The organism is Microbacterium alcoholitolerans (genome assembly GCF_050408615.1).
GTDB lineage: Bacteria > Actinomycetota > Actinomycetes > Actinomycetales > Microbacteriaceae > Microbacterium.
The window spans coordinates 790379-815510 of the sequence record NZ_JBNTKD010000001.1; the positions used below are offsets into that span (position 1 = coordinate 790379).

General features: G+C 68.5%; 25 protein-coding genes and 1 tRNA gene. 10 read left to right on the forward strand and 16 right to left on the reverse strand.

Translation table 11 applies throughout. The features are described 5' to 3' along the window. Positions 1-66 precede the first annotated feature (66 nt). Genes ACQUSX_RS03850 through prmC form a run of 4 tightly spaced genes read right to left on the reverse strand, consistent with a single transcriptional unit; the run spans position 67 to position 3424 of the window. Complete coding sequence (locus ACQUSX_RS03850) at positions 67-576, reverse strand: Cg1360 family ATP-synthase-associated protein (RefSeq protein WP_428905643.1); 510 nt, start codon at positions 574-576, stop codon at positions 67-69. Next, positions 573-1769 carry an MraY family glycosyltransferase gene (locus tag ACQUSX_RS03855; protein WP_428905644.1) on the reverse strand — a complete coding sequence of 399 codons (1197 nt, stop codon included), beginning with the start codon at positions 1767-1769 and terminating at the stop codon, positions 573-575. The genes ACQUSX_RS03850 and ACQUSX_RS03855 overlap by 4 nt, the downstream gene beginning before the upstream one ends. After that, positions 1766-2518 carry an L-threonylcarbamoyladenylate synthase gene (locus ACQUSX_RS03860; protein WP_428905645.1) on the reverse strand — a complete coding sequence of 251 codons (753 nt, stop codon included), beginning with the start codon at positions 2516-2518 and terminating at the stop codon, positions 1766-1768. The genes ACQUSX_RS03855 and ACQUSX_RS03860 overlap by 4 nt, the downstream gene beginning before the upstream one ends. 48 nt (positions 2519-2566) lie before the next feature. After that, the gene (prmC, locus tag ACQUSX_RS03865) at positions 2567-3424 is read right to left on the reverse strand and encodes a peptide chain release factor N(5)-glutamine methyltransferase (protein WP_428905646.1); all 858 of its coding nucleotides are present in this window, start codon (positions 3422-3424) and stop codon (positions 2567-2569) included. Positions 3425-3525: 101 nt separating this feature from the next. Here prmC and cysK point away from each other — a divergent pair, with 101 nt between their 5' ends. Both cysK and epsC read left to right on the forward strand, forming a co-directional pair. After that, entirely contained in the window at positions 3526-4473 is a 948-nt protein-coding gene (cysK, locus tag ACQUSX_RS03870) for a cysteine synthase A (protein WP_428905647.1), read from the forward strand. 24 nt (positions 4474-4497) lie between these two features. Continuing rightward, positions 4498-5049: a serine O-acetyltransferase EpsC gene (gene epsC / locus ACQUSX_RS03875; protein WP_428907580.1), complete on the forward strand. Its 552-nt coding sequence runs from the start codon at positions 4498-4500 to the stop codon at positions 5047-5049. 4 nt (positions 5050-5053) lie between these two features. Here the strand turns inward: epsC and ACQUSX_RS03880 are convergent, their stop codons facing one another. From ACQUSX_RS03880 to lysA, 6 genes are all read right to left on the reverse strand, one after another. Further along, the gene (locus tag ACQUSX_RS03880; protein WP_428905648.1) at positions 5054-5461 is read right to left on the reverse strand and encodes a hypothetical protein; all 408 of its coding nucleotides are present in this window, start codon (positions 5459-5461) and stop codon (positions 5054-5056) included. A gap of 69 nt (positions 5462-5530) precedes the next feature. Then, a complete protein-coding gene (prfA, locus tag ACQUSX_RS03885) occupies positions 5531-6613 on the reverse strand; it encodes a peptide chain release factor 1 (protein ID WP_428905649.1) in 1083 nt (360 codons plus the stop codon). 40 nt (positions 6614-6653) lie between these two features. Further along, positions 6654-8771 carry a transcription termination factor Rho gene (gene rho / locus ACQUSX_RS03890; RefSeq protein WP_428905650.1) on the reverse strand — a complete coding sequence of 706 codons (2118 nt, stop codon included), beginning with the start codon at positions 8769-8771 and terminating at the stop codon, positions 6654-6656. A gap of 168 nt (positions 8772-8939) precedes the next feature. Further along, the gene (thrB, locus tag ACQUSX_RS03895; protein WP_428907581.1) at positions 8940-9902 is read right to left on the reverse strand and encodes a homoserine kinase; all 963 of its coding nucleotides are present in this window, start codon (positions 9900-9902) and stop codon (positions 8940-8942) included. A 29-nt stretch (positions 9903-9931) separates the two neighbouring features. Further along, complete coding sequence (locus ACQUSX_RS03900; protein ID WP_428905651.1) at positions 9932-11248, reverse strand: homoserine dehydrogenase; 1317 nt, start codon at positions 11246-11248, stop codon at positions 9932-9934. A 69-nt stretch (positions 11249-11317) separates the two neighbouring features. Then, positions 11318-12709 carry a diaminopimelate decarboxylase gene (lysA, locus tag ACQUSX_RS03905; RefSeq protein WP_428905652.1) on the reverse strand — a complete coding sequence of 464 codons (1392 nt, stop codon included), beginning with the start codon at positions 12707-12709 and terminating at the stop codon, positions 11318-11320. A 126-nt stretch (positions 12710-12835) separates the two neighbouring features. Between lysA and ACQUSX_RS03910 the strand changes: the two genes are divergently transcribed. Further along, on the forward strand, positions 12836-13894 hold the full coding sequence (locus ACQUSX_RS03910) for a YhjD/YihY/BrkB family envelope integrity protein (protein WP_428905653.1): 1059 nt from the start codon (positions 12836-12838) through the stop codon (positions 13892-13894). A gap of 22 nt (positions 13895-13916) precedes the next feature. Here ACQUSX_RS03910 and ACQUSX_RS03915 read toward each other — a convergent pair whose 3' ends face one another. Genes ACQUSX_RS03915 through ACQUSX_RS03925 form a run of 3 tightly spaced genes read right to left on the reverse strand, consistent with a single transcriptional unit; the run spans position 13917 to position 17379 of the window. Then, a complete protein-coding gene (locus ACQUSX_RS03915; RefSeq protein WP_428905654.1) occupies positions 13917-14690 on the reverse strand; it encodes an LmeA family phospholipid-binding protein in 774 nt (257 codons plus the stop codon). 1 nt (position 14691) lies between these two features. Then, a complete protein-coding gene (gene argS / locus ACQUSX_RS03920; RefSeq protein ID WP_428905655.1) occupies positions 14692-16356 on the reverse strand; it encodes an arginine--tRNA ligase in 1665 nt (554 codons plus the stop codon). 39 nt (positions 16357-16395) lie between these two features. Continuing rightward, positions 16396-17379, reverse strand: a complete 984-nt coding sequence (locus ACQUSX_RS03925; RefSeq protein ID WP_428905656.1) for an N-acetylglucosamine kinase — start codon at positions 17377-17379, stop codon at positions 16396-16398. Between the two features lie 144 nt (positions 17380-17523). Between ACQUSX_RS03925 and ACQUSX_RS03930 the strand changes: the two genes are divergently transcribed. The 6 genes from ACQUSX_RS03930 to ACQUSX_RS03955 all read left to right on the forward strand — a co-directional run bounded on the left by ACQUSX_RS03930 (position 17524) and on the right by ACQUSX_RS03955 (position 23518). Beyond that, positions 17524-18426 (forward strand): MurR/RpiR family transcriptional regulator, encoded by a 903-nt coding sequence (locus ACQUSX_RS03930; protein WP_428905657.1) that lies wholly within the window; start codon positions 17524-17526, stop codon positions 18424-18426. Further along, positions 18423-19175, forward strand: a complete 753-nt coding sequence (locus ACQUSX_RS03935) for a sugar isomerase domain-containing protein (protein WP_428905658.1) — start codon at positions 18423-18425, stop codon at positions 19173-19175. The genes ACQUSX_RS03930 and ACQUSX_RS03935 overlap by 4 nt, the downstream gene beginning before the upstream one ends. Positions 19176-19259: 84 nt before the next feature. Then, positions 19260-20681, forward strand: a complete 1422-nt coding sequence (gene ngcE / locus ACQUSX_RS03940; protein ID WP_428905659.1) for an N-acetylglucosamine/diacetylchitobiose ABC transporter substrate-binding protein — start codon at positions 19260-19262, stop codon at positions 20679-20681. Positions 20682-20725: 44 nt separating this feature from the next. Beyond that, positions 20726-21703: a carbohydrate ABC transporter permease gene (locus ACQUSX_RS03945; RefSeq protein WP_428907582.1), complete on the forward strand. Its 978-nt coding sequence runs from the start codon at positions 20726-20728 to the stop codon at positions 21701-21703. Beyond that, positions 21700-22605, forward strand: coding sequence for a carbohydrate ABC transporter permease (locus ACQUSX_RS03950; RefSeq protein ID WP_428905660.1), 906 nt, complete (start codon positions 21700-21702; stop codon positions 22603-22605). Before ACQUSX_RS03945 ends, ACQUSX_RS03950 begins: the two co-directional genes overlap by 4 nt. A 118-nt stretch (positions 22606-22723) precedes the next feature. Then, entirely contained in the window at positions 22724-23518 is a 795-nt protein-coding gene (locus ACQUSX_RS03955) for an SGNH/GDSL hydrolase family protein (RefSeq protein WP_428905661.1), read from the forward strand. Between the two features lie 7 nt (positions 23519-23525). On the opposite strand, the gene ACQUSX_RS03960 is transcribed toward ACQUSX_RS03955, so the two are convergent. Then, positions 23526-24089, reverse strand: a complete 564-nt coding sequence (locus ACQUSX_RS03960; protein WP_428905662.1) for a DUF488 domain-containing protein — start codon at positions 24087-24089, stop codon at positions 23526-23528. 4 nt (positions 24090-24093) lie between these two features. Further along, entirely contained in the window at positions 24094-24309 is a 216-nt protein-coding gene (locus ACQUSX_RS03965; RefSeq protein WP_428905663.1) for a hypervirulence associated TUDOR domain-containing protein, read from the reverse strand. 91 nt (positions 24310-24400) lie between these two features. Here ACQUSX_RS03965 and ACQUSX_RS03970 point away from each other — a divergent pair. Beyond that, positions 24401-24473 (forward strand) — tRNA-Arg (locus tag ACQUSX_RS03970). A 142-nt stretch (positions 24474-24615) separates the two neighbouring features. Here the strand turns inward: ACQUSX_RS03970 and ACQUSX_RS03975 are convergent. Beyond that, positions 24616-24996, reverse strand: a complete 381-nt coding sequence (locus tag ACQUSX_RS03975) for a DUF1304 domain-containing protein (RefSeq protein WP_428905664.1) — start codon at positions 24994-24996, stop codon at positions 24616-24618. Between the last annotated feature and the right edge of the window lie 136 nt (positions 24997-25132).

The window sequence follows — 25132 nt, forward strand, 5'->3', positions numbered from 1 at the left end:
ACGGTGTGCATCACAGCGCAAGCGCTCGCAGAACGAGCGGCGGGCACGGATAAAACACTACCAGACTCATTTCCCCTCCGATGCCGCGGAACCCGCTCCATCCGAGCCTTCCGGCGTCTCGTCTTCGGGGTTCACGGTCGGCAGCGAGATGTCACTGACGTTGGGCAGGCGCATGCGCGTCAGCACGATCACGTCGACGATGAGAGACATCGCCACGCCGGCGACGATGGAGAGGAAGAACACCAGCGGAACGACCCAGGACTGCCCCGCCAGCACGATCATCACGACGAGGAAGATGCCGAGCTTGAGCAGCCAGCCGCCGAGCACGATCGCGAAGAACAGCTGCACGTAGAGCGGGTCGCCGAACCAGCGGTTGGCGAACAGGATGCTGCCCGCGGTGATCCCGAGGAACAGGACGGCGAGCACGACGCCGAGCAGCCCGCTCCACAGTCCGTTCATGCCGGCGACGGCATAGCCGATCCCACCCGCGACGAGAGCCAGCACCGCTGCGGATGCGGCCGACCACAGCAGCGTGCGCCGCAGGATCGGATTGCTGGAAACGGGGCTCGGGGTCATCGGGGCTCCATGGGTGTCGGGATCGAGGTGGGCGAGGTGTCGGATGCCGGCGGTGCGGCGTCGGAGGATGGCCGGCGCGCCGGCGGCATGAGGGTCACCAACAGACAGGCGGCGACTCCGAGGACGCCGAAGCCGATGCCGACGAGATAGCCGCCCGGCCAGTCCTGGCGCGTGGCGATGTACATCAGCAGCACGGACAGCGAGATGACCGCCGTCCACGCGTAGAAGATGAGCACCGCGTCGCGGTCGCGGTGGCCGAGATCCAGCATCCGATGGTGCAGGTGCTTGCGGTCGGGCGCGAAGGGCGACTTGCCCGCGCGCATGCGCCGGAACACCGCCAGCCCGAAGTCGAGCAGCGGCAGCATGACGATCACCAGCGGCAGGACGATCGGGATGAACGCCCCGAGCAGCTGGGAGCGGCCGAACTGCTCGGGGTCGAACGCGTTCACGTCTCCCTGGCCGGTGAGCGCGATCGCGGAGGTGGCCATCAGCAGACCCAGCACCAGGGCTCCGGAGTCGCCCATGAACAGCTTCGCCGGGCTCCAGTTCAGGGGCAGGAAGCCGAGACAGGCTCCGATCAGCACGGCGGCCAGGAACGTCGCGAGGTTGAAGTAGGTGGTGGCGCCGGAGTCGCGGGTGAGGATGTAGGCGTAGACGAAGAAGATGCCGTTCGCGATGAGGCAGACGCCTGCCACCAGCCCATCGAGCCCGTCGATGAAATTCACGGCGTTCATCACCACGACGATCGCGAACATCGTGATCGAGATGCTGACCCAGCTCGACACCAGGATCATGTCGCCGACGGGCAGGGAGAGGATCTGCAGCCCGCCGCCGACGGTGATGATCCCCGCCGCGAGGAACTGCGCGGCCAGCTTGATCATCCAGTCCAGGTCGAGCAGGTCGTCGATCACTCCGACCACGGCGATGAGCAGCGCCGCGCCGAGGATCGACCACAGCGTCTGCGGCGGCACCCACACCCGCTCGAAGAAGGGATTGGCGGCCGACACGAGGATCGCGGAGGCGATGCCGATGAACATCGCGATGCCGCCCAGTCGAGGGGTCGGCGTCTTGTGCACGTCGCGTTCACGGATGCCCGGGTAGAGCTTGAACTTCAGGCTCAGCCGCCAGACCGCCCATGACAGCGCGAAGGTGATCGACGCCGTCAGGATGATCGTGAACAGATACTGCTTCACTCTTCGTCGACCGGCCCTGCATCGTCCGCTGCCGCCTCGCCATCCGCTTCTGCGGGATGGACATCACCGGGCTGCTCCGCAGGCTCGAGCAGGTCGCCGAGGACCTCCTCGAGCTGCTCGCGGGTGACAGCCCCCTCGCGAAGGATCCGGACGAGCGGGGTCTCGTCTTGTGCAGCGCCGACAAGCGACGTGGCATCGATGATGGTCGACGGCACACCGTTCTCGCTGTAACCCTGTTCGAGGTACACGGCGACCGACTCGCCGAGCATCTCCTGCGCGTCGGATGCGATGATCGCGGCATCCCGACCGGTCAGGTTCGCGCTCGACACGGCGAGCGGTCCGGTCTCGGCGAGGAGCTCGAGTGCGATGCGCTGATCCGGCATCCGCACGGCGACCGTGCCGAGGGTGTCGCCGAGATCCCACGTGAGCGACGGCTGCGCGGGCAGGACGATGGTCAGTCCGCCGGGCCAGAAGGCGTCGACGAGCTGCTGAACGGGCGCAGGGATCTCTTCGACGAGGGCCGCCAGCATGTCCTGACCTGCGACGAGCACGGGTGGCGGCATGTCGCGTCCGCGGCCCTTCGCATCGAGCAGTCGCTGCACGGCGGCGGGCGAGAACGCGTCCGCCGCGATGCCGTACACGGTGTCGGTGGGGAGCACGACGAGCTCGCCGCGGGCGATGGCCTGGAGGGCGTGACGCATGCCGGCGAGGATCTGCGAGTCGTCGCGGCAATCGAAAACAGTTGACATGGCGTGCCCATTCTACGGTGGTCGTTCCGGCGTTCCCCGGACGAGCGCTCAGTCGCGCAGCGCGGTGGTGGCGCGGTCGCGACGGGTCAGATCCTGATGCGTGGCTGCGGCGCGCCATCCGTCCGATTCGAGGATGCCCCGGATCGCGGCTCCCTGGAGCTCGCCGTGCTCCAGCACGAGCATGCCACCGCTGTGCAGCAGCCTGCGGGCGCGCTGACTGATCACGCGCACGACGTCCAGTCCGTCGGCGCCGCCGTAGAGCGCCTGCGCCGGATCGTGCAGGCGCACCTCGGGGTCGCGCGGGATCGCATCATCCGGGACGTACGGAGGATTGGAGATGACCACGTCGACCGTCCCGACCAGTTCTTCGAACGCCGTCGCCAGGTCGCCGTGGACCAGCGTGAGGTTCTCGACGCCCGCCGCGTTGCGCGCGGCCCAGGCGTGGGCCTCGGCGGAGCGCTCGACGGCATGCACCCGGGCATGCGGCACCTCGGTGGCCATGGCGAGCGCGATCGCCCCGCTGCCGGTGCCGAGGTCGATCGCAATCGGCGAGGGTGCCGCCATCTCCAGCAGCGCGTCGATCGCGAACTGCACCACGGTCTCGGTCTCGGGTCGGGGCACGAACACGCCTGGTCCGACTGCCAGCTCGAGCTGCCGGAACGGCGCCACGCCCGTCAGGTGCTGCAGCGGCTCGCGCGCCGCACGGCGTGCGATGAGGGCATCCAGGCGCTCGCAAGCGTCCTCGCTCAGGCCGGCCCCGCTGATCGCCGCCGCCTGCACCTCTCCCCTGCTCACCCCCAGCACGTGGCCGAGCAGGAGCTCTGCATCCACAGTGGGATCGGGCACCCCCGCGTCGGCGAGCTGCTGCGCATCGGCGCGCAGGCGCGCGGAGAGGGTGACGGGCATCTTCTCAGCGTATGCGTTACGCGGGTTCAGTCATATTCCCGCTGCCTGGCGGCGCAGGCACGTAGGCTGAGCATTCTGAAGCCGTCGACGAAAGGTCCGCCATGCCCGGCATCCACTCCGACATCACCTCCGCGTTCGGGAACACACCCCTGGTGCGACTCAACCGGGTCACCGAGGGCCTGAACGCCACCGTCCTCGTCAAGCTCGAGTTCTACAACCCGGCATCCAGCGTGAAGGACCGCATCGGCATCGCGATGATCAACGCGGCCGAGGAGTCGGGACAGCTCAAGGCGGGCGGCACGATCGTCGAGGCGACCAGCGGCAACACCGGCATCGCCCTCGCGATGGTGGGCGCAGCGCGCGGCTACCGCGTGATTCTCACGATGCCGGCGTCGATGTCGAAGGAGCGCCGCGTGCTGCTGCGCGCGTTCGGGGCCGAGATCGTCCTCACCGACCCGACCAAGGGCATGTCGGGATCGATCGAAGAGGTGAAGCGGATCATCGACGAGACCCCCGGCGCCGTGTGGGCCCGCCAGTTCGAGAACGAGGCGAACCCGCGCATCCACCGCGAGACCACCGGCCAGGAGATCCTGCGCGACACGGACGGCGACGTCGACGTTCTCGTCGCGGGCGTCGGCACCGGCGGCACGGTCACCGGCGCAGGTCAGGCGCTCAAGGCTGTGAAGCCCGACGTGCGCGTCATCGCCGTCGAGCCGAAGGACTCCCCCGTGCTGACCGAGGGACACCCCGGCCCTCACAAGATCCAGGGCATCGGACCGAACTTCGTGCCCGACGTGCTCGACCGCGACGTGCTCGACGAGGTCATCACCGCCGAGTTCGACGACGCCCTCCGCACCGCCCGTGACCTCGCCGCGAAGGAAGGCCTCCTCGTCGGGATGTCGGGAGGTGCCGCTGTGTGGGCAGCCCTCCAGGTCGCCGCGCGACCCGAGAGCGCCGGCAAGACGATCGTCACCGTCGTGCCCGACACGGGTGAGCGCTACATCTCGACCGCGCTGTTCGAGGACCTGCGCGACACTCCGAAGGACTGAGCGAGCGTGAACCCGGTCGCGCGCATGCGCGAGGACGTCCGAGCAGCGCGGCGACGCGACCCCGCTGCTCGGACGAACCTCGAGGTCGCGCTGCTGTACCCGGGGCTGCATGCGATCTGGGCGCATCGGCTGTGGCACAGGCTGTGGCGTTGGAACCTGCGCTTCCCCGCCCGCGTCGGCTCCCAGCTGACGCGCTGGCTCACGGGGATCGAGATCCACCCCGCCGCGCGGATCGGACGCCGCTTCTTCATCGACCACGGCATGGGCGTCGTGATCGGAGAGACCGCCGAGATCGGCGACGACGTCATGCTCTACCACGGCGTGACGCTCGGAGGGCGCGGCCCCTCGCACGGCAAGCGGCATCCCACGCTCGACGACGGCGTCGCGGTGGGCGCGGGGGCGAAGATCCTCGGGCCGATTCGCGTGGGTGCGCGCTCCGTCGTCGGCGCGAATGCGGTCGTCACGAAGAACTCGCCGTCGGACAGCGTTCTCGTAGGGGTTCCCGCCAAGCCCCGCCCGCGCCGCGAGGACGAGAGCACGCGGGCTCTGCTGGCCGCCCCCGATTACGTCATCTGAGCGCTCAGTCGCGCTCCGCCCTGCGGTTCTGCACGGCCTTGCGCAGGAACAGCAGCGGCAGCAGCAGCGCGGCCAGTGCGGTCACCGCCCAGACGATCACTGCGCCGAGCATCCATGCCAGGAAACCGGAGATCTGCAGACCGCCGATGGGGAGCAGGACGACGATGATGAGCGCGATCAGCGTCGAGAAGATGCCGATGCCGCCCATCAGCACCGGTGCGTAGCGCCGTGCGATCTTGAAGACCCAGGGGCTCAGGACGCTCTGCAGCACCGCGAAGATCAGCGCGCACAGCACGAAGCCCCACCACTCGTCCCAGAGGATGTCGAAGTCGGGGAGCAGCAGGTCTGCGGCCAGCAGACCCAGCGCGGCGGAGATGACGAACAGCACGCCGCGAATGAGAAGGTTGATCACCTGCTGAGCATAGCGATCGGCGGTCAGCGCGCCGAGCATTCCGCGCGCTGATCCGCGCGCGCCGACGCATCAGGCGTCGGCACCGCCCACCGCGGCGAGCCGCGCCTCCTCATCGGCGTGGATCGCCGATTCGATGATCGGCCCGAGGGCGCCGTCCATCACCTGATCGAGGTTGTAGGCCTTGTACCCGGTGCGGTGATCGGCGATGCGATTCTCGGGGAAGTTGTAGGTGCGGATGCGCTCTGAGCGGTCCATGCCGCGGATCTGAGACCGGCGGGCGTCGGATGCCGCGGCATCCAGCTCCTCCTGCTGTTTCGCCAGCAGGCGGGCGCGCAGCACGCGCATGCCCGCCTCGCGATTCTGCAGCTGAGACTTCTCGTTCTGCATGGACACGACGATCCCGGTCGGCACGTGCGTGATGCGCACGGCCGAGTCGGTGGTGTTCACCGACTGTCCGCCGGGCCCGGATGACCGGTACACGTCGATCTTCAGATCGTTCGGATCGATCTGGATCTCCTCGGGCTCATCCACTTCGGGGAAGACCAGCACACCGGTGGTCGAGGTGTGGATGCGCCCCTGCGACTCGGTCGCCGGCACGCGCTGCACGCGGTGCACGCCGCCCTCGTACTTCAGATGCGCCCAGACGCCCTGGGCCGGGTCGGAGCTGGAGCCCTTGATCGCGACCTGGACGTCCTTGTAGCCGCCGAGGTCGGACTCGTTGCGCTCGAGGAGCTCCGTCTTCCAGCCCTTGTGCGCGGCGTACTGCACGTACATGCGCAGCAGGTCGGCGGCGAACAGCGCGGACTCGGCGCCGCCCTCCCCCGCCTTGATCTCCATGATCACGTCACGGGCGTCGTCGGGATCGCGCGGGATCAGCAGTCGGCGCAGCTTCTCCTGCGCGACGCGGAGCCCCTCCTCGAGGGCGGGCACCTCCTCGGCGAAGGCCTCGTCCTCTCGGGCGAGCTCGCGCGCCGCATCCAAGTCGTCGGATGCCGCGGTCCACGCCTCATGGGCGGCGACGATCCGGTTCAGCTCTGCATAGCGGCGGTTGACCCGCTTCGCACGAGCGGCGTCGGCGTGCACCGCCGGGTCGGAGAGCTCCTCCTGCACCCGGCGATGCTCCTCGATGAGGGCCTGCACGGATTCGAACACGACTCTGTTCCCTGTATCGATGGCTCCGCTCGGCGCTGGGTCAGCGGATGCTGTTCTCGTGCGCGTGCGACGAGCCGGTCGACGTGGGCGCCGGGATGGACTTCTGCATCTGGAAGAGGAACTCGACGTTCGAGCTGGTCTCCTTCAGCTTGCCGAGCACGACCTCGAGCGCCTGCTGAGGGTCGAGGCCCGCAAGGGCGCGACGCAGCTTCCAGGTGATCTTCACCTCGTCGGGCGAGAGAAGCATCTCCTCGCGGCGGGTGCTCGACGCGTTCACGTCGACGGCGGGGAAGATCCGCTTGTCGGCCAGCGCACGCGACAGGCGCAACTCGCTGTTGCCGGTGCCCTTGAACTCCTCGAAGATCACCTCGTCCATCTTCGAGCCGGTCTCCACCAGCGCGGTGGCGAGAATGGTGAGCGAGCCGCCGTTCTCGATGTTGCGCGCGGCGCCGAAGAAGCGCTTCGGCGGGTACAGGGCCGACGCGTCGACACCGCCGGTGAGCACGCGGCCCGAGGCCGGTGCGGAGATGTTGTAGGCACGGCCGAGACGCGTGATCGAATCCAGCAGCACGACGACGTCGCGGCCGAGCTCCACGAGGCGCTTGGCGCGCTCGATGGCGAGCTCGGCGACGGTGGTGTGGTCCTCTGCGGGGCGATCGAAGGTCGAGGCGATGACCTCGCCCTTGACCGTGCGCTGCATGTCGGTGACCTCTTCGGGACGCTCGTCCACGAGGACCACCATCAGGTGCACCTCGGGGTTGTTCTGCGCGATCGCGTTGGCGATCTGCTGCAGGACGATCGTCTTCCCGGCCTTCGGCGGCGCGACGATCAGGCCGCGCTGGCCCTTGCCGATCGGGGCGACCAGATCGATGATGCGTTGCGTCAGCTTCTCCGGCGCCGTCTCCAGGCGCAGGCGCTCCTGGGGGTAGAGAGGCGTGAGCTTGCCGAACTCGACGCGGGTGGCGGCGTCGTCGGCGGACAGTCCGTTGATCGAGTCGACCTTGACCAGGGCGTTGTACTTCTGGCGCCCCTGCTGCTCGCCCTCGCGCGGCTGCTTGATGGCGCCGACGATCGCGTCGCCCTTGCGCAGGTTGTACTTCTTCACCTGGCCGAGCGAGACATAGACGTCGCTGGGTCCCGCGAGGTAGCCGGTGGTGCGCACGAACGCGTAGTTGTCGAGCACATCGAGGATGCCGGCGACCGGGATCAGGACGTCGTCCTCGCCGATCTCGGTCTCGAACTCGTCGGAGGTCGTGTTGTTGCCGCCGCGACGCTTGTTGCGCTGACGGGTGCGACCGGAGCCGCTGTCGTCATCGCTGTCGCTCTGGCCGCCGCTGCCCTGGCCGCCGCCGTTCTGGCCGCCCTGGCTGCCGCCGCGTCCACGGCTGCGGCTGCGGTTGCGGCCACGGCCGCGGCCGCCGCCCTCGCCGTCCGAGTCGCTGTCCGAATCGGACGAGCCGTTCTGACCGTTCTGCTCAGCGGGCGCCGAATCGGATGCCGCGGATGCGTCGTCGTCGGTGTTCGAAGCCGCGTCATCGGCCTTGGCCCCGCGACGTCCGCGCGACGGGCGCTTGGTCTGCTGGCCCGACTCGTCCGCGTCACCGCCGTCAGTGGCGTCATCGCTCTTCTTTGCGGTCTTCGCGCCCTTGCCGCGCTTGGCTCCGTCAGAGCCGTTGCCCTCATCCGATGCTGCGTCCTTGACGGCTGCGTCCTCGGTGGCGCGGGGCGCGGTGTCCTCAGCGCTCTTGTCGCCGCCTTCGGCCTTCTCATCGGCAGGCTGGTCCGCTGCGTCGGCGGTGCTCGCCTTGGCGCGGGACGCGCGCTTGCGCACCGGCTTCGCCGGCACCTCGGCCGTCGCCTGCTGTGCAGAGGCGTCGCTCACCGGCAGGTCGAGCGTCTCGGCGTCGGCCTTCTTCGCACGGCTGCGGCGCGGCGCCTTGGCCTTGGGCTTGTCCTCGTCGACGGACTCGGACGTCGAAGGGGCCTCAGTCGAGGCCGCTTCGGGCGCGGTCTCGGCGGCGGCAGCAGCCGCGGCGGATGCCGTGGTGGCGCGGCGCGGTGCGCGCTTGCGCGCAGGGGCGGCTTCCGCGGCCTGGCCCTCGGATGCGACCGCCTGGGCGGTCTGGTTGTCGTTCTGGGTCTCGGAGAAGTTCTCCACGAGTACTCCCTCATATGTCGTGGGAAAAACAGAGCAATCCGGAGCGCGCACAGCGGATGCTGCGCGCATCACACGCGCCGACGCGGAGCGTCTGCCAGCAGGACCGGGATGATTCTGGGGGTCGCGTGCGGATTTCGCAGAGATGCGATCAGGGCGAGATTCACGAAATTACGTGGAGCCCTCCGCTCGTTCCCTTACTGTACCACCCCGCACGTCGACGGCGAGCATGTGCGCTTCCCACGGGGTGTCAGTGATGGCATCCGCCACATCCACCGCCTGCTGACGGGCCCCCGGCCCGTCAGCGAGCACGAGAACGCTGGGACCGGCGCCGGAGACGACGGCGGCGAACCCCTCGGTTCTCAGCGCCTGCACCAGGCGCAGAGTCTCGGGCATGGCCGGGCCTCGGTAGTCCTGATGCAGGCGATCGTCCGTCGCATCCAGCAGCAGCTCAGGGCTCTGCGTCAGCGCGGCCACGAGCAGCGCTGAGCGCGACACGTTGAACACGGCGTCCTCGCGCGATACCTGCGGCGGCTGCAGCGAGCGGGCGAGCGATGTCGACATCGTGAAACCGGGGACGAACACCACCGGCGCCACGCCGCGGTGCACGAGCAGCTTCTTGTGCTGCGGGCCGCGCTCCCCCGTCCACGCGATCGTCAGTCCGCCGAACAGCGCGGGGGCGACGTTGTCGGGATGCCCCTCGAGCTCCGTCGCCAGGCGCAGCAGAGCATCGTCATCGAGTTCCACGTCGTCGGCGAGCAGTCCCTTCGCGATGAGGATGCCCGCGGTCACCGCCGCCCCCGAGGATCCGAGTCCGCGGCCGTGCGGGACGCCGTTCTCGGCGAAGATGCGCAGACCGGGCATCTTTCGTCCCACGTCGGCGTACACGTGCGCGATGGAGCGGACCACGAGGTTCCCGGCATCGCGAGGGATCTCGTCCGCACCGGACCCTGCGACCTCGATCTCGAGGCGATCGTCGTCGAAGGACGACGCCGTGAGCGTGTCGTAGATGCTCAGCGCCAGGCCGAGAGTGTCGAATCCGGGTCCGAGGTTCGCACTGGTAGCCGGCACGGTGACCGTGACGGTGCGCACAGCGCCGTGACTCGTCGGCGCCTCCGCGACGACGGGCTCCATGTCGGCGGGGACGACGGTGACGCCCACCCTCACTCCCCCTCGACGCGCAGCACCGAGACCACGCGCTCGACGACGTCGCTCGCCGTGAGTCGGTCGACCGCGGCGCTGAGGGCGCTGTCGGCAGCACGGTGCGTGCCGACGATGAGTCGCGCCGTGGTCCCCTCGGTGCCGTCCTCGGCGGGGATCACCGTCTGCACGAGCGTGGCGACCGAGACGCCGCCCTCGCTGAGCAGGCTCGCGATCGTGGCGAGGACACCCGGTTCGTCCGAGACCTCGAGGGTGATCTGGTAGCGGGTGAACACGTGGCCGATCGACACGACGGGCAGGTTGGCTCTGGTCGATTCGCCGACGCCGGTGCCACCGGCGATGTGACGACGGGCGGCCGAGACGACGTCGCCCAGCACTGCAGATGCTGTCTGCACGCCACCGGCGCCTGCGCCGTAGAACATCAGCGATCCAGCGGCCTCCGCCTCCACGAACACGGCATTGTTGGCGCCGTGCACCGAGGCGAGCGGGTGCGAGCGCGGTACCAGCGCGGGGTACACGCGGACTGAGATCGAGTCGATGTCGGAGCCGTTCAGGCGCTCGCACACCGCGAGCAGCTTGATCACGAAGCCCGCCTCGCGCGCCTCCTCGATCATCGAGGCGGTGATCGAGGTGATTCCCTCGCGGTGCACCGCGTCCAGCGGCACGGCGGTGTGGAACGCGAGGGATGCCAGGATCGCCGCCTTCTGCGCGGCGTCGTAGCCCTCGACGTCCGCCGTCGGGTCGGCCTCGGCGTAGCCGAGGCGCTGCGCGTCGGCGAGCACGTCGGCGAAGTCCGCGCCCTCGGAATCCATCCGATCGAGGATGTAGTTGGTGGTGCCGTTGACGATGCCCATGATGCGCACCACCCGGTCACCGGCAAGCGAGTCGCGCAGTGGGCGGATGATCGGAATGGCGCCGGCAGCTGCGGCCTCGTAGTACACCGATGCGCCCACCCGGTCGGCGGCCTCGAAGACCTCCGGTCCGTGAGTGGCCAGCAGGGCCTTGTTGGCGGTGACGACGTCAGCGCCCGAGCCGAGCCCGAGCAGGATGTGCGAGCGCGCCGGCTCGATGCCGCCCATCAGCTCGATGACGATGTCAGCACTGGTGATCAGCGCCTCGGCATCCGTCGTGTAGAGCTCGCGGGGAAGTTCGACGTCGCGCCTGGCGTCCACGTCCCGGACCGCGATTCCGGCGAGTTCCAGCTGCGCGCCGGCACGGTCGGCGAGCTCGTCCCCGTGACGCAGCAGCAGGGATGCCACCTGCGAGCCCACGGCTCCGGCGCCCAGCAGCGCCACGCGAAGTCGTCGGTAGTCAGTCATCTGCGCTCCTCAGCACGTCGGTGTCATGGTTGTCGATGGGCGGCGTCGCCGACTGTGTCCCGCGGCGCGTCACTGCGTGATGCCCGCATCGCGCGCCAGCAGGTCGCGCATGCTCTCGCCGCGCACGATCACGCGCGAGGCGCCGTCGCGCACGGCGACGATCGGCGGCCGCGGCACATGGTTGTAGTTGCTCGACAGCGGGGCGCAGTACGCGCCGGTGGCGGCGACGGCGAGCAGATCGCCCGGCGCCACATCGCCGGGAAGGTGCTCGTGGTCTACGACGATGTCACCCGACTCGCAGTGCTTGCCGACGACGCGCACCAGCACCGGGTCGGCCGCGCTCGTGCGGGATGCGATCCGAGCCGAGTACTGCGCACCGTACAGGGCCGGCCGGGCATTGTCGCTCATGCCGCCGTCCACGCTCACGTAGCACCTGGTGCCGACGCCGAGCGCGACGTCCTTGGTGGTGCCGACCTCGTAGAGGGTGACGCCGGCGTTGCCGATGATGGCCCGACCGGGCTCGAAGGCGAGCGCGGGCACGCTGATGCCGCGCCGGGCGCATTCCTCAGCGACCGCGGCGACGATGCCGTCGGCGAGCTCGGTGATCGGCACAGGGTCATCGACTCTCGTGTAGGCGATGCCGAAGCCTCCGCCGAGGTTCAGCTGCGGGATGTCCCCTCCGGCCAGCAGCTGCTGATGCAGGTCCAGCACTCGAGCTGCGGACTCACGGAACCCGGCGACGCCGAAGATCTGGGAGCCGATGTGGCAGTGCAGCCCGGTGAAGACGAGCCCTGGCGTCTCACGGATGCGCGCGACCGCGGCCGGCGCCTCGGTGAGCGGGAAGCCGAACTTCTGATCCTCGTGCGCGGTGGCCAGGAAGTCGTGGGTCTCGGCGTGCACGCCGCTGTTGACCCGCAGCATGACGCGCTGCTGCGCGCCGGTGCGGACGACGATCTCGGCGAGCCGCTGGATCTCGATCGTGCTGTCGATGATGATCGTGCCGACCCCGACCTCGACGGCGCGCTCCAGTTCGGCGGCCGACTTGTTGTTGCCGTGGAAGCCGAGGTTCGCGGCATCCGCCCCCGCCGCCAGCGCGACCTCGAGCTCGCCGCCCGTGCAGACATCGACGTTGAGTCCCTCTTCGCGCACCCAGCGGACGATCGAGGTGTTCAGCAGCGCCTTTCCCGCGTAGTAGATGCGCGCGGTGGTTCCGTGCGCTGCCGCCGCTGCGTCGAATGCTCCGCGCAGTCCGGCGGCGCGCCGCCGCACCTCGGCCTCGTCGAGCACCTGCAGCGGAGTGCCGTACTCGCGCGCCAGGTCACCTGCCGACACGCCGCCGATGAAGAGCTCGCCGTCATCCGCGCGCCGCGCCGAGACCGGCCACACCGAGGGCACCAGGTCGTTGGCGTCGTCGGGGACGACCAGCCATTCGGGGGCAGGCGAGGAGGCAGTGGAATGCACAGGGCACCAATCGTGTAATCGGGCTTCGGGCGGGATGCGCACGTGCCCCCGATTCTAGAGCACGGTGATGGCCCGCTCGGCGCGGAAGACAGCCTCTGCAGCGCCTCTCTGATTAGAGTGAGACCGATGGACAGCTCAGGCAATTCCACGTCGCGCTCCGCCGATCCAGGATGGGTGAAGCGGACCTCGTCCGCCGTCATCCGCAGACTGCTGCGCTGGCGGCTGGTCCGCGCGGCACTGCTGTACAGCGCCAGGCGTGGGCCGATGCTGGCCGACGCCGTGACCTACCGCGCCCTGTTCAGCGTCTTCGCCGGCGTGCTGCTCGGCTTCTCGATCGCCGGCCTCTGGCTCTCGCAGGACGACGCCGCCTGGGACGCCGTCGTCACGGCGGTCGACGCCGCCGTCCCGGGCCTCCTCACGACCGACGGCGGAGACGGGATCGTCGATCCGGACAGCATCCGCGCACCCGCCGGGCTGTCGATAGCCGGTGTCATCTCGCTGGTGGGTCTGATCGGGTCCGCGCTGGGCGCGATCGGCTCGCTGCGCACCGCCATCCGCACGATCGCCGGCACCATCGCGGCAGACGTGGCGTGGTACTGGGTGATCCTGCGCAACCTGCTGCTCGCCGCACTCATCGGCGGGGCCTTCGGAGCCGCCGCGGCGCTGACCTTCTCGAGCGAGCTGATCGTCGGCGCGCTGGCCGATGCCATGGGGCTGCCGAGCGACTCGGGCGCGGTGTTCTGGGTGACCCGGGTGGTCTCGCTGCTGGTGGTCGTGGCGCTGAACGCGGTGCTCGTCGCCGCAGCGTTCCGCATCCTGTCGGGTCTGCGCGCCTCGGCCGGGGCGCTGTGGGGCGGAGCCCTGATCGGCGCCGTCGCGCTGCTCGTGCTGCAGGAGCTGTCCGGACTGTTCGTGGGCGGGGCACGTTCGAATCCGCTGCTCGCGTCATTCGCATCGCTGCTGGCACTGCTGCTGTGGCTGAACCTCTCGACTCAGGTGATCCTGCTCGCGAGCGCGTTCACGACGATCGCGGTCCGCGAGGAGCAGGATCGGGTCGCCTCGAAGTTCGGCGCCTCGACGCTCGCCGAGGATGCCCTGCATCGCGCCGAGCAGGATGTGCAGACTGCCACCGCTGAGCTGCGCGAAGCTCAGAAGACGGTCGCCGAGGAGCGCGGCGCGTCCTGACCCCGTGGCCTGCCTCGGCCGATCAGCGCGGGCAGGTGCCGGGTTCGAGGAGCGTCTCATCGACGCCGATGCGCCCGTCGGCCGAGATGTCGGCGACGACGGCGGTGCCGTCGATGCGCAGGCCGGTCAGGGTGATCCCCGCGGGCAGCTGATCCGCGATGCACACCCGATGGGTGTCGGCCAGGGCCGCTCCCGCGTCGCCGAAGATGGCGGCGAGTCGCTGGAGGTCGATCTCGTTGCCGGCGACCGCGGCCGAGACCGGTGTGAGCATCAGATCGCCGCCGTCGGCCCCCGGCGTGAGCGTGAGGGAGAGCGGGATCTCGCGTCCCAGCACGGGGATGCCGCCGTGCACGGTGATGTCCGGCTCTTCGACGCTGATCTCGGAGATCGGAAGGTCGGATGCCGCAAGGAGCGCGGCGAACTGCGACTGGTCGATCGAGACGGTGCCCTCCGCCGACCCCAGCTCTCCGGCACCGAGCGGCACACCGGTCGCGATCACCTCGGCTGCACCGGTGATGCCCCCGATCGTGATCTCGTCGGAAGAGAGCCGGAGTTCATCCAGCGAACCGGCGATCAGCTGCGGCAGCAGGATGCCCGATGTCTCGACGTCGAGCTGCTGATCCGCGGGCAGGTCGAGCTCGTCGACGACCAGCCCGCGCACGACGCTCGGCACGACGGCGCGGGCGATCACCTCTGCTGCCACGACGAGCACCGCGATCAGCACGACGATGATCAGCACGACCCACGGCCAGCGGGCCCGTCTCGGCGTCGCGGCGCCACCGGTCGCGGCACTCATGTCACATCCGCTCGGGCGCCGAGACGCCCAGCAGCTCCAGTCCGTTGCGGAGCACCTGGCCCGTGGCGTCGTTCAGCCACAGGCGCGTGCGGTGCACGGTCTCCAGAGGGTCGTCGCCCTTGGGAATGACCCGGCAGTTGTCGTACCAGCGGTGATACAGGCCGGCGAGCTCCTCGAGGTAGCGGGCGACGCGGTGCGGCTCGCGCACCTCTGCGGCGAAGCCCACGATGCGCGGGAACTCCTGCAGCGCGCCGAGCAGCGCGCCCTCGGTCTCATGGGTGAGCAGCTCGGGTGCGAACTCCGAGCGGTCGACGCCGGAGTCGGCGGCGTTGCGCGCCACGTTGTGGGTGCGCGCGTGGGCGTACTGCACGTAGAAGACCGGGTTGTCGTTGGTGCGCTTCTGCAGCAGCTCCGGGTCGAGATCCAGCGGCGAATCGGCGGGCGAGCGCTCCAGCGAGTACCGCAGCGCATCGGTGCCGAGCCAGTCGAGCAGGTCATCCATCTCGATGATGTTGCCCGCGCGCTTGGACAGGCGCGCGCCGTTGATCGAGACCATCTGGCCGATCAGCACCTGGATGTTCTTCTGCGGGTCGTCGCCCGCCGCGCCCGCGACGGCCTTCAGCCGGTTGACGTAGCCATGGTGGTCGGCGCCCAGCAGGTAGATCTTGTTCTGGAAGCCCCGGTCACCCTTGTTCAGGTAGTACGCCGCGTCTGCCGCGAAGTACGTGTACTCGCCGTTGGAGCGGCGGATGACGCGGTCCTTGTCATCGGTGAAATCGGTGGTCCGGACCCAGACGGCCCCGTCCTCGTCGAACACATGGCCCTGCGCGCGCAGGCGGTCGACGGCCTGATCGATCAGGCTCGATCCGTCCGCTGCCGGCGCATGCAGGGTGCGCTCCGAGAACCACACGTCGAACGGGACGTTGAAGCGCTCGAGCGAGTTCTTGATCTCGGCGAGCTGATAGACGTACGCCTGGTCGCGTGCGACCGCGAGCTGTTCGTCGTCGGGCAGATCGAGCAGGTCGGGGCGCTCCGACAGAACCCGCTTCGCGAGCTCGGCGATGTACTGCCCCGGGTAGCCGTCCTCCGGAGTGGGCTCGCCCTTCGCCGCGGCCAGGACCGAGCGACCGAAGCGCTCCATCTGCGCGCCGGCGTCGTTGATGTAGTACTCCCGAGCCGCGGTCGCCCCGCTGGCCAGCAGCAGCCGCACGATCGAATCGCCGAGGGCTGCCCAGCGCGTGTGCGCGATGTGCAGCGGTCCGGTCGGATTGGCCGAGACGAATTCCACGTTGACCGAGACACCGGCCTGCGAGTCGTTAGTGCCGTACGCTTCGCCGGCATCGACGATCGCTTTGGCGAGAGCGCCCGCGGCGCCGGCCTCGAGACGGATGTTGACGAATCCCGGGCCTGCGACCTCGGCGCTCGCGATGCCGTCGGCCTTCACGAGCTCATCGGCGATCTGCTGCGCGAGCTCGCGCGGGCTGGTACCGAACTGCTTGGCCAGACGCATCGCGATGTTCGATGCCCAGTCGCCGTGATCGCGGTTGCGCGGGCGCTCGAGCACGATGTCGGATGCTGTCAGTGAGAGCTCATCCCCCGGTCGCCGGGAGGCCGCGATCGGGACGAGAGCGGCGAGGAGGGCGGCGGAGAGGGATTCTGGGCTCATAGCCGCTCCAGTCTAGAGCCAACACCCGTGAATCGATCGTCAGCGCAGGGCGGCAACGGTATCGGCGAGACGGGCGCGGATGGTCTCTTCGGGAGGTATGCCGGCGGCTCGCAGAGCGAGCACCGCCGCGCCGGTCGCGCCGTCGCCGACCGGGTTCAGCTGCAGGCCATCGGCCGCAGCGCCGAGCCGCGCGATGAACGCATCCCGGACCGGGCCGCTTCGAGCGAGCACGCTGCCTCCGACGACCAGGGGGCCGGGGCCCGTGAGCACCGCCGACAGCGTGTCGGCGAGATGCTCGCCGGCCTCCGCGAGGATGCCGAGTGCGATGGCATCCGACTCTTCGAACGCCATCGGCGCCAGCCCCGCCAGCTCGATCGGAGGGTGGGAGTAGAGCATGCCGACCAGCTCCTCGAGCTCCTGCTGCCGCCCGTCCTCATACACCGTGGTGCGCTCGAGTCCGTAGTGTGCGAGCACTCGATCCGTCAGTCCGGTCCGCGGTCCGGTGCGATCCAGATCCTGCACCGCTGCGCGCGCGATGGCATGCCCGATCCAGAAGCCGCTTCCCCTGTCGCCGAGCAGCCAGCCCAGCCCGTCGCCGGCCCCCGTGATCCGCCCATCCTCCACGCGGATCACGCACGCGCCGGTTCCGGAGACCATCGCATAGCCGAACGGCGCGGCCGCGCCGCTGAAGTACGTCGCCAGCAGGTCGGACTCGAACACGAGCCGGCCCGTGAACCCCTTGGCGACCAGGCGATCCTTCAGCCAGGCGTCGCTGCCTGCCGCCCGCATCCCCGCCATGGCGGCAACGACCACCTCGACGCTGCTCAGTGATGCGCCGGATGCCGCCAGAGCGGCCTCGATGGCATCCAGCACCCCGTCGGCTGCACGATCGGCACCAGCCGAGATGGGGTTTCCCCGTCCACCGACTCCGTAGCCGAGGCAGGTCCCGCGTCGGTCCGCGAGGACCGCGCGAGTGGAGGTTCCACCGGCGTCGATGCCGATGAGAAGCGGTTCGTGATTCATTTGTGATCTCGTCCTGTTTGACGTTTTCGTCGCGTGAGAATAGTTTTCATTCCAACAGGGATTTCCGGAAGACGCATTTCCTCCGGAACAGCTGGGAAGAAGTTGGAGGCAATGGTGCCACGGACAACAGGCAGCAGCAAAGGCATGACGATCGCGCGTCGCATCGCGGCCGGTCGTCGTGCGATGCCTGCGGCGATGAGCAAGATCGCCGATGTCGTGACCGAGCATCCCGCCGCCCCGGTCGAGCTGACCATCACCGAGCTCGCCGAGCGCGCCGGCACCTCCCCCGCCACCGTCACCCGGTTCTGCCGGGCACTCGGGTTCGACGGCTACACGCAGTTCCGCGTCGGCGTCGCCAGCGAGATCGGCCGCGGGGACGACAACGAGAGCTGGCACGCCGACATCGGGCAGGAGTTCGGCGTCGAGGACGAGGCCGGCAAGGTGCTGCAGACCCTCGTCGCGCTGCACGTGGAGAACCTCGAGACCACCGCGGAGCACCTCGACCTCGATGCCGTGCTCCGCGTGGCGGATGCCATCAGCGCCGGACGGCACGTCGACATCTACGGCGTGGGCGGCAGCGGCGTGATCGCGCGCGAGTTCCAGGCGCGGCTGTACCGCATCGGCGTCAACGCGCACAGCTGGTCGGACGTGCACGAAGGTCTCACCAGCGCGGTGATGCAGGACGCGTCGTCCGTCGCGATCGGCATCTCCAGCACGGGCCGCACCGAGGAGACCGTGCAGATGCTGTCCCAGGCGCGCGCGGCTGGGGCGTTCACTGCCGCGATCACACACGATCCGGACTCATGGCTCGCCGGCCTCGCCGACGTCTCACTCGCCACGGCGGAGCCCACCCCGTACCTGCGTCCGGACGACCTTTCGGTGAAGCACTCGCAGTTGCTCGTGCTCGACCTGCTCTACCTGCTGGTCGCGCAGCAGATGTTCGGCGTCGCCTCCACGCATCTGGCCGCCAGCGCGATGGCCGTCTCGGCCCATCGACGCACCCCCCGCGCCGCGAAGGCGCCTGTCCTTCAGGAAGAGAGCCGATGAGCGCCACGCCCAACGATCTGCTGCACGAGTCCACGACACGTCTCGAGCGGCTCGCCGCCGATGCCGAGGCAGGCGCCCTCGACGCCGCGATCACCGTGCTCGTCGACGCGCTCGACAGCGGCGGCGTGCTGCATGCCTTCGGCACAGGACACTCGGAGGCGTTCGCGATGGAGATCGCCGGACGCGCCGGGGGGCTCATCCCCACGAACAGGTTCAGCCTGCGCGACATCGTGATGCACGGCGATCGCGAGGTCGATGTGCTCACCGGATCGCTCGAGCGCGAGCCGTGGGTCGTCGACGAGTTGATGGCCACGGTGCCGGTGCACGAGCACGACGTGTTCCTCATCGCCTCCAACTCGGGCGTGAACGGCTCGATCGTCGGCACCGCGCTGTGGGCGAAGGAGCGCGGTCACCGGGTCATCGCAGTGACCAGCCTCGCGCACACCGCGCGCGTCGAGCCGAAGCACCCCAGCGGAAAGCGACTCAGCGAGGTCGCCGACATCGTCATCGACAACCTCGCCCCCTACGGCGACGCCACGCTCGAAGTCGCGGACAGCGTGGGCGCCGGTGCGATCTCATCGATCACCGCCGCATTCATCGCGCAGCTGCTGACGCTCGGCGTCGCCCGCACGATCGCCGCACGCGGTGAGACTCCCCCGATGTACATCTCCGCCAACATTCCCGGCGGCGACGACCACAACTCCGTCCTCGAGGACCGCTATCGCGGCCGCATCCGACGGGGAGCCTGATCCTCTGAACCCACCCCTGGGCCCCGAGCTCGTCGAAGGGCCCGAAAACCCAAACACCGATCAATCACAACGGAAGGTATAGAGATGGAACTCAACGAAGCATCCATCAGCCGGCGCAACCTGCTCCGCGGCGCCGCTGCCGCAGCGATCCTGCTGCCGTTCGGCGCGACCCTCGCCTCGTGCGCCGCGCCCGGCGGCGGCGGTGGCGGCGCTGGCGAGCCCGGCGGCGAGGTCACCTCGGACAACCCGTTCGGCGTCGCAGCCAACGCGAAGGTCGACGCGGTCATCTTCGACGGCGGCTACGGCATCGACTACGTCGAGAACGCCGCGAAGATCATGGAGGGCAACAAGGGCCTCGACGGCGTCACGGTCAAGGTCTCCGCCTCGACCAAGATCGCACAGGAGCTGCAGCCCCGCTTCGTCGGCGGCAACCCGCCCGACCTCATCGACAACTCGGGCGCGAACTCGATCGGCTGGAACACCATCCTCGACCAGCTCGAGGACCTCACCGAGGTGCTCGAGTCGAACAACCTCGAGGGCGAGAAGATCGCCGACACCCTGTTCGACGGAGTGAAGGCTCCCGGCACGTTCGGCGACAAGTTCGCGGCCATCAACTACGTGTTCACCACATACGCGCTGTGGTACTCGGGCAGCCTGTTCGAGGAGAACGGCTGGGAGGCGCCCAAGACCTGGGAGGACCTCAAAACCCTCGGCGCCGCGGCGAAGGAGAAGGGCAAGTACCTGTTCCTGTGGGGCAAGGAGGCGGCGACGTACTACCAGACGTTCGTCATCGACTCCGCTGTCATCCAGTCGGGTGACGACGTGCGGCTGCCGCTGGAGAACCTGGAAGAGGGATGCTGGTCGCACCCCACTCTCCAGTCGATCCTCACGGCGCTGTACGACCTCATCCAGGCCGGCTACGTCAAGCCAGGCGGTGGCGGCACGCAGTTCACCCAGGCCCAGGCTCAGTGGAGCCTCGACCAGGAAGCACTGCTGTACCCCTCGGGCTCGTGGATCGAGAACGAGATGAAGGACACCACGGCCGAGAACTTCCAGATGAAGGGCGTGCGCGAAGTGCCGCTCGACGGCAACGCCACGACCCCGGCCGGGTACATGCGCGCAGAGGCCGGCGAGCCGTTCATCGTGCCGAGCAACTCGAAGAACCCGGCCGGCGGCAAGGAGCTGCTGCGCACCATGCTGTCGAAGGAGGCCGCATCGGCGTTCTCGAAGAACAAGCTCGCTCCGACGGTCGTCAAGGGCACCGTGCCCGACGACGGCTTCGGCTCGACGGCGCTCGTCTCTCAGGTCGAGATGATCGACGCAGCAGGCGCAGGCATGTTCACGATCAAGTCGACGAACCTCTACGGCATGAACTCCGACCAGCTGCCCATCTGGAACTCGTTCCTCGATGGCAAGATGACGGTCGCTGAGATCACCAAGCAGCTGCAGGCGCTGGTCGACAAGATCCGCAACGACAGCTCTATCGAGAAGATCGAGATCAAGTGACCTCGTCGACCGCCACTGGTGGTCCCCAGCTGCAGACCGCTGCGGTGACTGCAGCACGCACGGGGCGGCGCAAGCCGCCCCGTGCGGGGGTCCCGCGCAAACTCACGTTCGATTATGTGTCGTTCCTGCTGGTGTTCCTCGGACTCCCGCTGGCGATCTTCCTGATCTTCGTGATCTCGCCGTTCGTCCAGGCCGTCTACTACTCGATGACGAACTGGACCGGCTTCTCGCCCAACATGGACTTCATCGGGGTCGAGAACTTCGTCAAGCTGTTCCAGGACTCGACGTTCCTGCAGGCGATGGGCAACAACGCCCTGCTCGCGATCGTCGTGCCGCTGATCACTCTGACGATCGCCATGATCTTCGCGAGCATGATCACCGTCGGCGGACCCAGCCACGGACAGGTGCGCGGTCTTCGCGCATCCAGCTTCTACCGCGTCGTGTCGTTCTTCCCGTACGTCATCCCGGCGATCGTCATCGCGATCCTGTGGAACATGATCTACACGCCCACCGGTCTGGTGAACGGCCTGCTGAGCCTGGTGGGCATCGACACCGGCCAGTACGCGTGGCTCGGCGATGAGCGCACCGCGATGGGGGCGACGATCTTCGTCATCGTGTGGAGCATGGTCGGCTTCTACATGGTGCTGTTCGTCGCGGCGATCAAGGGCATCCCGTCCGAGACCCTGGAAGCCGCCCGCATCGACGGCGCGGGCCGGCTCCGCACGGTGACCTCGATCCTGCTCCCGCAGATCCGGGACAACGTGCAGACGGCGTACATCTACCTCGGCATCCTCGCCCTCGACGCCTTCGTGTACATGGCAGGTCTCAACGCCACCGGCGGCCCAGGCAACAGCACGCTGGTGATGAGCCAGTACCTGTTCCGGACGGCGTTCGAGAAGGGGCAGTTCGGTCTGGCCAGCGCCATGGGTGTCGTCCTGGCCGTGCTCACCCTGCTGTTCGCCGCCATCGTGATCGGCATTTTCCGCCTCATCGGCGGCAAGGATGAAGGAGGACGCGCATGAGCACCGACACGCGCGCCGCGATCACCATCGATCGCCGAACGAGCTCTGCGAAGGAGTCCAGAGCCAAGGACAGCGGTGGCGACAAGTGGGTCGGCGGCGTCTCGCACGTCGTGCTGGCGATCTGGTCGATCATCGTCATCCTGCCGATGGTGTGGACCCTTGTCGGGTCGTTCAAGACCACCAAGGAGATCTTCGCCTCGCCGTTCGGCCTGCCGGAGAACTGGAGCTTCGACAACTACGTCAACGCGTGGGTGAAGAACAACTTCGGACTGATGTTCCTGAACACGGTCATCGTCGTGGGCGTCGCGCTCGTGCTGGTGATGGTGCTCGGTGCGATGTGCGCCTATGTGCTGGCGCGCTTCTCGCTGCCCGGCAGCCGTGTGGTCTACTACCTGATGCTGGCGGGGCTGACCTTCCCGATCTTCCTCGCCATCGTTCCGCTGTTCTTCATCCTTCAGGGTATGGGGCTGCTGAACACGCTGCCCGGCCTGATCATCACCTACGTCGCGTTCGCCCTCCCGTTCACAGTGTTCTTCCTGTTCTCGTTCTTCAAGTCACTGCCGTACGAGATCCAGGAGGCCGCCTACGTCGACGGCGCCAGCGAGTGGCGCACGTTCTTCCAGGTGATGCTGCCGATGGCCAAGCCGGGCATGGCCGCGGTGGCGATCATGAACTTCCTCGGCCTGTGGAACCAGTTCCTGCTGCCGATCTCGCTGAACACCGACCAGGACAACTACGTGCTGTCGCAGGGTATGGCCAACTTCGCCTCGGCGGCCGGCTACCAGGTGGACTTCGGCGCCATGTTCGCCGCTGTGATCATCACCATCGTGCCCGTGCTCATCGTGTACGTCATGTTCCAGCGCCAGCTGCAGGGCTCGGTGTCTCAGGGCACCTCCAAGTAGCATCCATGGCACTTCATCGATCGCCCCTGCCCGCTCCGGCGGCGCAGGGGCGATCGGCGTTCCATGCGAGAGCGTCTACCGAATTCGTCAGCGGCTGATGTTCGCCTACACTCGCCCCATGACCCTGCATCCGCCGACCCGACGGCGCCGCATGGCCTTAGCGGTCGTGGGCGCCCTGGCCGTGGTCCTCGCCGCGACCCTCGGGGTCACACGCCCGTGGATGCCGCCGGCCGAGACGGCTCCGATAGCGGCCGCGGAGGACGGCGTCTCCCCCGCTCCGCTGTCGCTTCCGGAGCACCCGAAGGTGCTCGTCTTCGGCGACTCGTGGACGTACGGCTCGGCGGCGACAGTTCCGACGCTCGGCTATGCGTATCTGCTCGCCGACCTGATCGACGGCGAGACCGTCGTCAGGGGCGTTCCGGGCAGCGGCTATCAGCAGCCGGGCCGGATCGGTCCGGTGTACGGCGAGCGGGTCGCCGCGCTGGATGCCGCGATCGCGCCCGACCTCATCGTCATCCAGGGATCGATCAACGACCGCCGCGAGGATGCCGCGGGGTACCGACCGGCGGTGAACGCGGTGTGGGATGCCCTGACTGCGAAGTTCCCGGCGGTTCCCGTCGTCGTGCTCGGCCCCGCGCCGCACGAGCTGCCCGTCGGCGCGTCGACCGCGCGCATCGACCGCGACCTCGCCGCTCTGGCCGCGGCGCGAAACTGGTGGTACATCTCCCCCGTGCAGGAGCACTGGATCACCGACGAGAACTACCTCACCATGATCGATGTCGGCCCCGGTCGGAAGCACCCCTCTGACGTCGGGCACGAGTACCTCGCCCAGATGGTGGCCGACGCCCTCGCACAGTTCGGCGACGCACCCGTGACGGCCGCGGACGGTTCGACGACGCAGCCCGCGAAGTAGCCGGCAGTTACCGAGTCGGAGCCTCCGGTGGCCCCGGGTAGACGACTGTGCCTTCGCGCGCCTGCGCGCCGGGCGTCAGCTCGGCGGGAACGATGCGTCCGTCCGGCATGAGATGGCTGACGGGGATGCCCCGCGCCAAGAGGTGGTCGGCGATGATGCGCCGATGACAGCGCCACCAGACCGCCTCCGAGCACATCACCGCGGTAGTGGCGTCGGATGCCCGGTCTCCGCCGATCAGCTCGGCGTGGCGGATCAGTTCGTCGAGTCCCTGCGCGAACTCCTCGCCGAGCGCGTGGTCTGCATAATTGTGGAAGCTGCGATTGCGCCACAACGCGTTGACCGCGTCCGGGACGTCACGGGACACGTTGCGCCGGCCGCCGAGCGATGCCGCGCGCCGGTATGCGATCTGCGCACCTGGAAGGCTCTCGGCAAGGGCATCCTCGTTGAACCAGGGGTATCGGTTGGACCCCGGCAGGCGGCGCACGTCCACGATCGCGTGGACCTGCGCGCCATGCAGGATCTCGATGAACTCCTCGAGCGGATGCGTCGAGTGGCCGACGGTGAGGATCATCGCGTCAGTCGTCGAGCCTCGACAGCGCGCTGCCCTTGTGGGCTGCCACGTGATCGGTCTTGTCGCTCTGGATCTCGTACTGCGGGTCATCGGAACTGGCGCGGCGCGTGTGACCCTTGTAGTCGAAGTCGGCGGTGTGCACCTTCGTGATGTGCCCGCTGACGCGACCAGCCTCGGAGTTCCAGCTCACGTGATCTCCGACTTCGAAACGCTCGGTCATGGCGTGCTCCTCTCGTGTGCTTGCTCCTACCGCCGACGGTAGCACCGCGATTCAATCGCAGCGCCCCGGGAATGATAGGCTCGCTCGGTACGCCTCCGTAGCTCAGTGGATAGAGCGCCGGTTTCCGGTACCGTAGGTCGCAGGTTCGACTCCTGTCGGGGGCACACTTTCTCTCTATGGCACCGTGACCGCTGCGGGCAGGAAACACTGACCGCTGCGGTACTCGAGGCCGAGCGGCACGTCCTGTCTGCACGAAGCCTCCCGATGCTCCGTCACAAGATCGTGATGACCATCAGGCGACGCGCCTCACCGCAGTGAGAGCGCGATCGCGATCACGGCGAGCAGCGGAAGCACGCCCTGCACCGCCGCCGCACGCGACTTCGAGCGATCCGAGAGAATCAGCACGAGCGCGGCCGCCAGCATCATCCCGGTGCCGGCGAGTACGAGCGCGATCCCGACGGCATCCGATCCGACCAAGATGATGCCGATGACGGTCGTCACGGCGAGGAACAGGTTGTAGAAGCCCTGATTGAAGGCGAGCTGGCGCGTGGTCTCGGCGTCGGCTTCGCTGCGGACTCCGAAGATCCGCCTCGTCGTCGGTGCCGTCCATCGCACCGACTCGAGCACGAAGATGTACACATGCACGGCTGCCGCGAGCGCGGCCAGGGCGAGCCCGATGATCAGCATGTTCAGATTCTGCCCCCACCGCGCTCATCGGTGGGATCCTCGTCTGCCGCGCATCGGTCACCCGCGTCGGGTGAGCAATCAACTTCCAGCGCCGCATGCCGCATCTACGGTGACGCAGCAGACAACTGTTCCTCGG

Coding starts and splice junctions, on each gene's coding strand:
- ACQUSX_RS03910 (WP_428905653.1), top strand. CDS start 12,836: ATGGACAGCTCAGGCAATTCCACGTCGCGCTCCGCCGATCCAGGATGG.
- ACQUSX_RS03950 (WP_428905660.1), top strand. CDS start 21,700: ATGAGCACCGACACGCGCGCCGCGATCACCATCGATCGCCGAACGAGC.
- prmC (WP_428905646.1), bottom strand. CDS start 3,424: ATGCCCGTCACCCTCTCCGCGCGCCTGCGCGCCGATGCGCAGCAGCTC.
- ngcE (WP_428905659.1), top strand. CDS start 19,260: ATGGAACTCAACGAAGCATCCATCAGCCGGCGCAACCTGCTCCGCGGC.
- ACQUSX_RS03860 (WP_428905645.1), bottom strand. CDS start 2,518: ATGTCAACTGTTTTCGATTGCCGCGACGACTCGCAGATCCTCGCCGGC.
- ACQUSX_RS03915 (WP_428905654.1), bottom strand. CDS start 14,690: ATGAGTGCCGCGACCGGTGGCGCCGCGACGCCGAGACGGGCCCGCTGG.
- ACQUSX_RS03935 (WP_428905658.1), top strand. CDS start 18,423: ATGAGCGCCACGCCCAACGATCTGCTGCACGAGTCCACGACACGTCTC.
- epsC (WP_428907580.1), top strand. CDS start 4,498: ATGCGCGAGGACGTCCGAGCAGCGCGGCGACGCGACCCCGCTGCTCGG.
- argS (WP_428905655.1), bottom strand. CDS start 16,356: ATGAGCCCAGAATCCCTCTCCGCCGCCCTCCTCGCCGCTCTCGTCCCG.
- ACQUSX_RS03960 (WP_428905662.1), bottom strand. CDS start 24,089: ATGATCCTCACCGTCGGCCACTCGACGCATCCGCTCGAGGAGTTCATC.
- cysK (WP_428905647.1), top strand. CDS start 3,526: ATGCCCGGCATCCACTCCGACATCACCTCCGCGTTCGGGAACACACCC.
- ACQUSX_RS03965 (WP_428905663.1), bottom strand. CDS start 24,309: ATGACCGAGCGTTTCGAAGTCGGAGATCACGTGAGCTGGAACTCCGAG.
- ACQUSX_RS03930 (WP_428905657.1), top strand. CDS start 17,524: ATGACGATCGCGCGTCGCATCGCGGCCGGTCGTCGTGCGATGCCTGCG.
- ACQUSX_RS03850 (WP_428905643.1), bottom strand. CDS start 576: ATGACCCCGAGCCCCGTTTCCAGCAATCCGATCCTGCGGCGCACGCTG.
- thrB (WP_428907581.1), bottom strand. CDS start 9,902: ATGGAGCCCGTCGTCGCGGAGGCGCCGACGAGTCACGGCGCTGTGCGC.
- ACQUSX_RS03975 (WP_428905664.1), bottom strand. CDS start 24,996: ATGCTGATCATCGGGCTCGCCCTGGCCGCGCTCGCGGCAGCCGTGCAT.
- ACQUSX_RS03955 (WP_428905661.1), top strand. CDS start 22,724: ATGACCCTGCATCCGCCGACCCGACGGCGCCGCATGGCCTTAGCGGTC.
- ACQUSX_RS03900 (WP_428905651.1), bottom strand. CDS start 11,248: ATGACTGACTACCGACGACTTCGCGTGGCGCTGCTGGGCGCCGGAGCC.
- ACQUSX_RS03925 (WP_428905656.1), bottom strand. CDS start 17,379: ATGAATCACGAACCGCTTCTCATCGGCATCGACGCCGGTGGAACCTCC.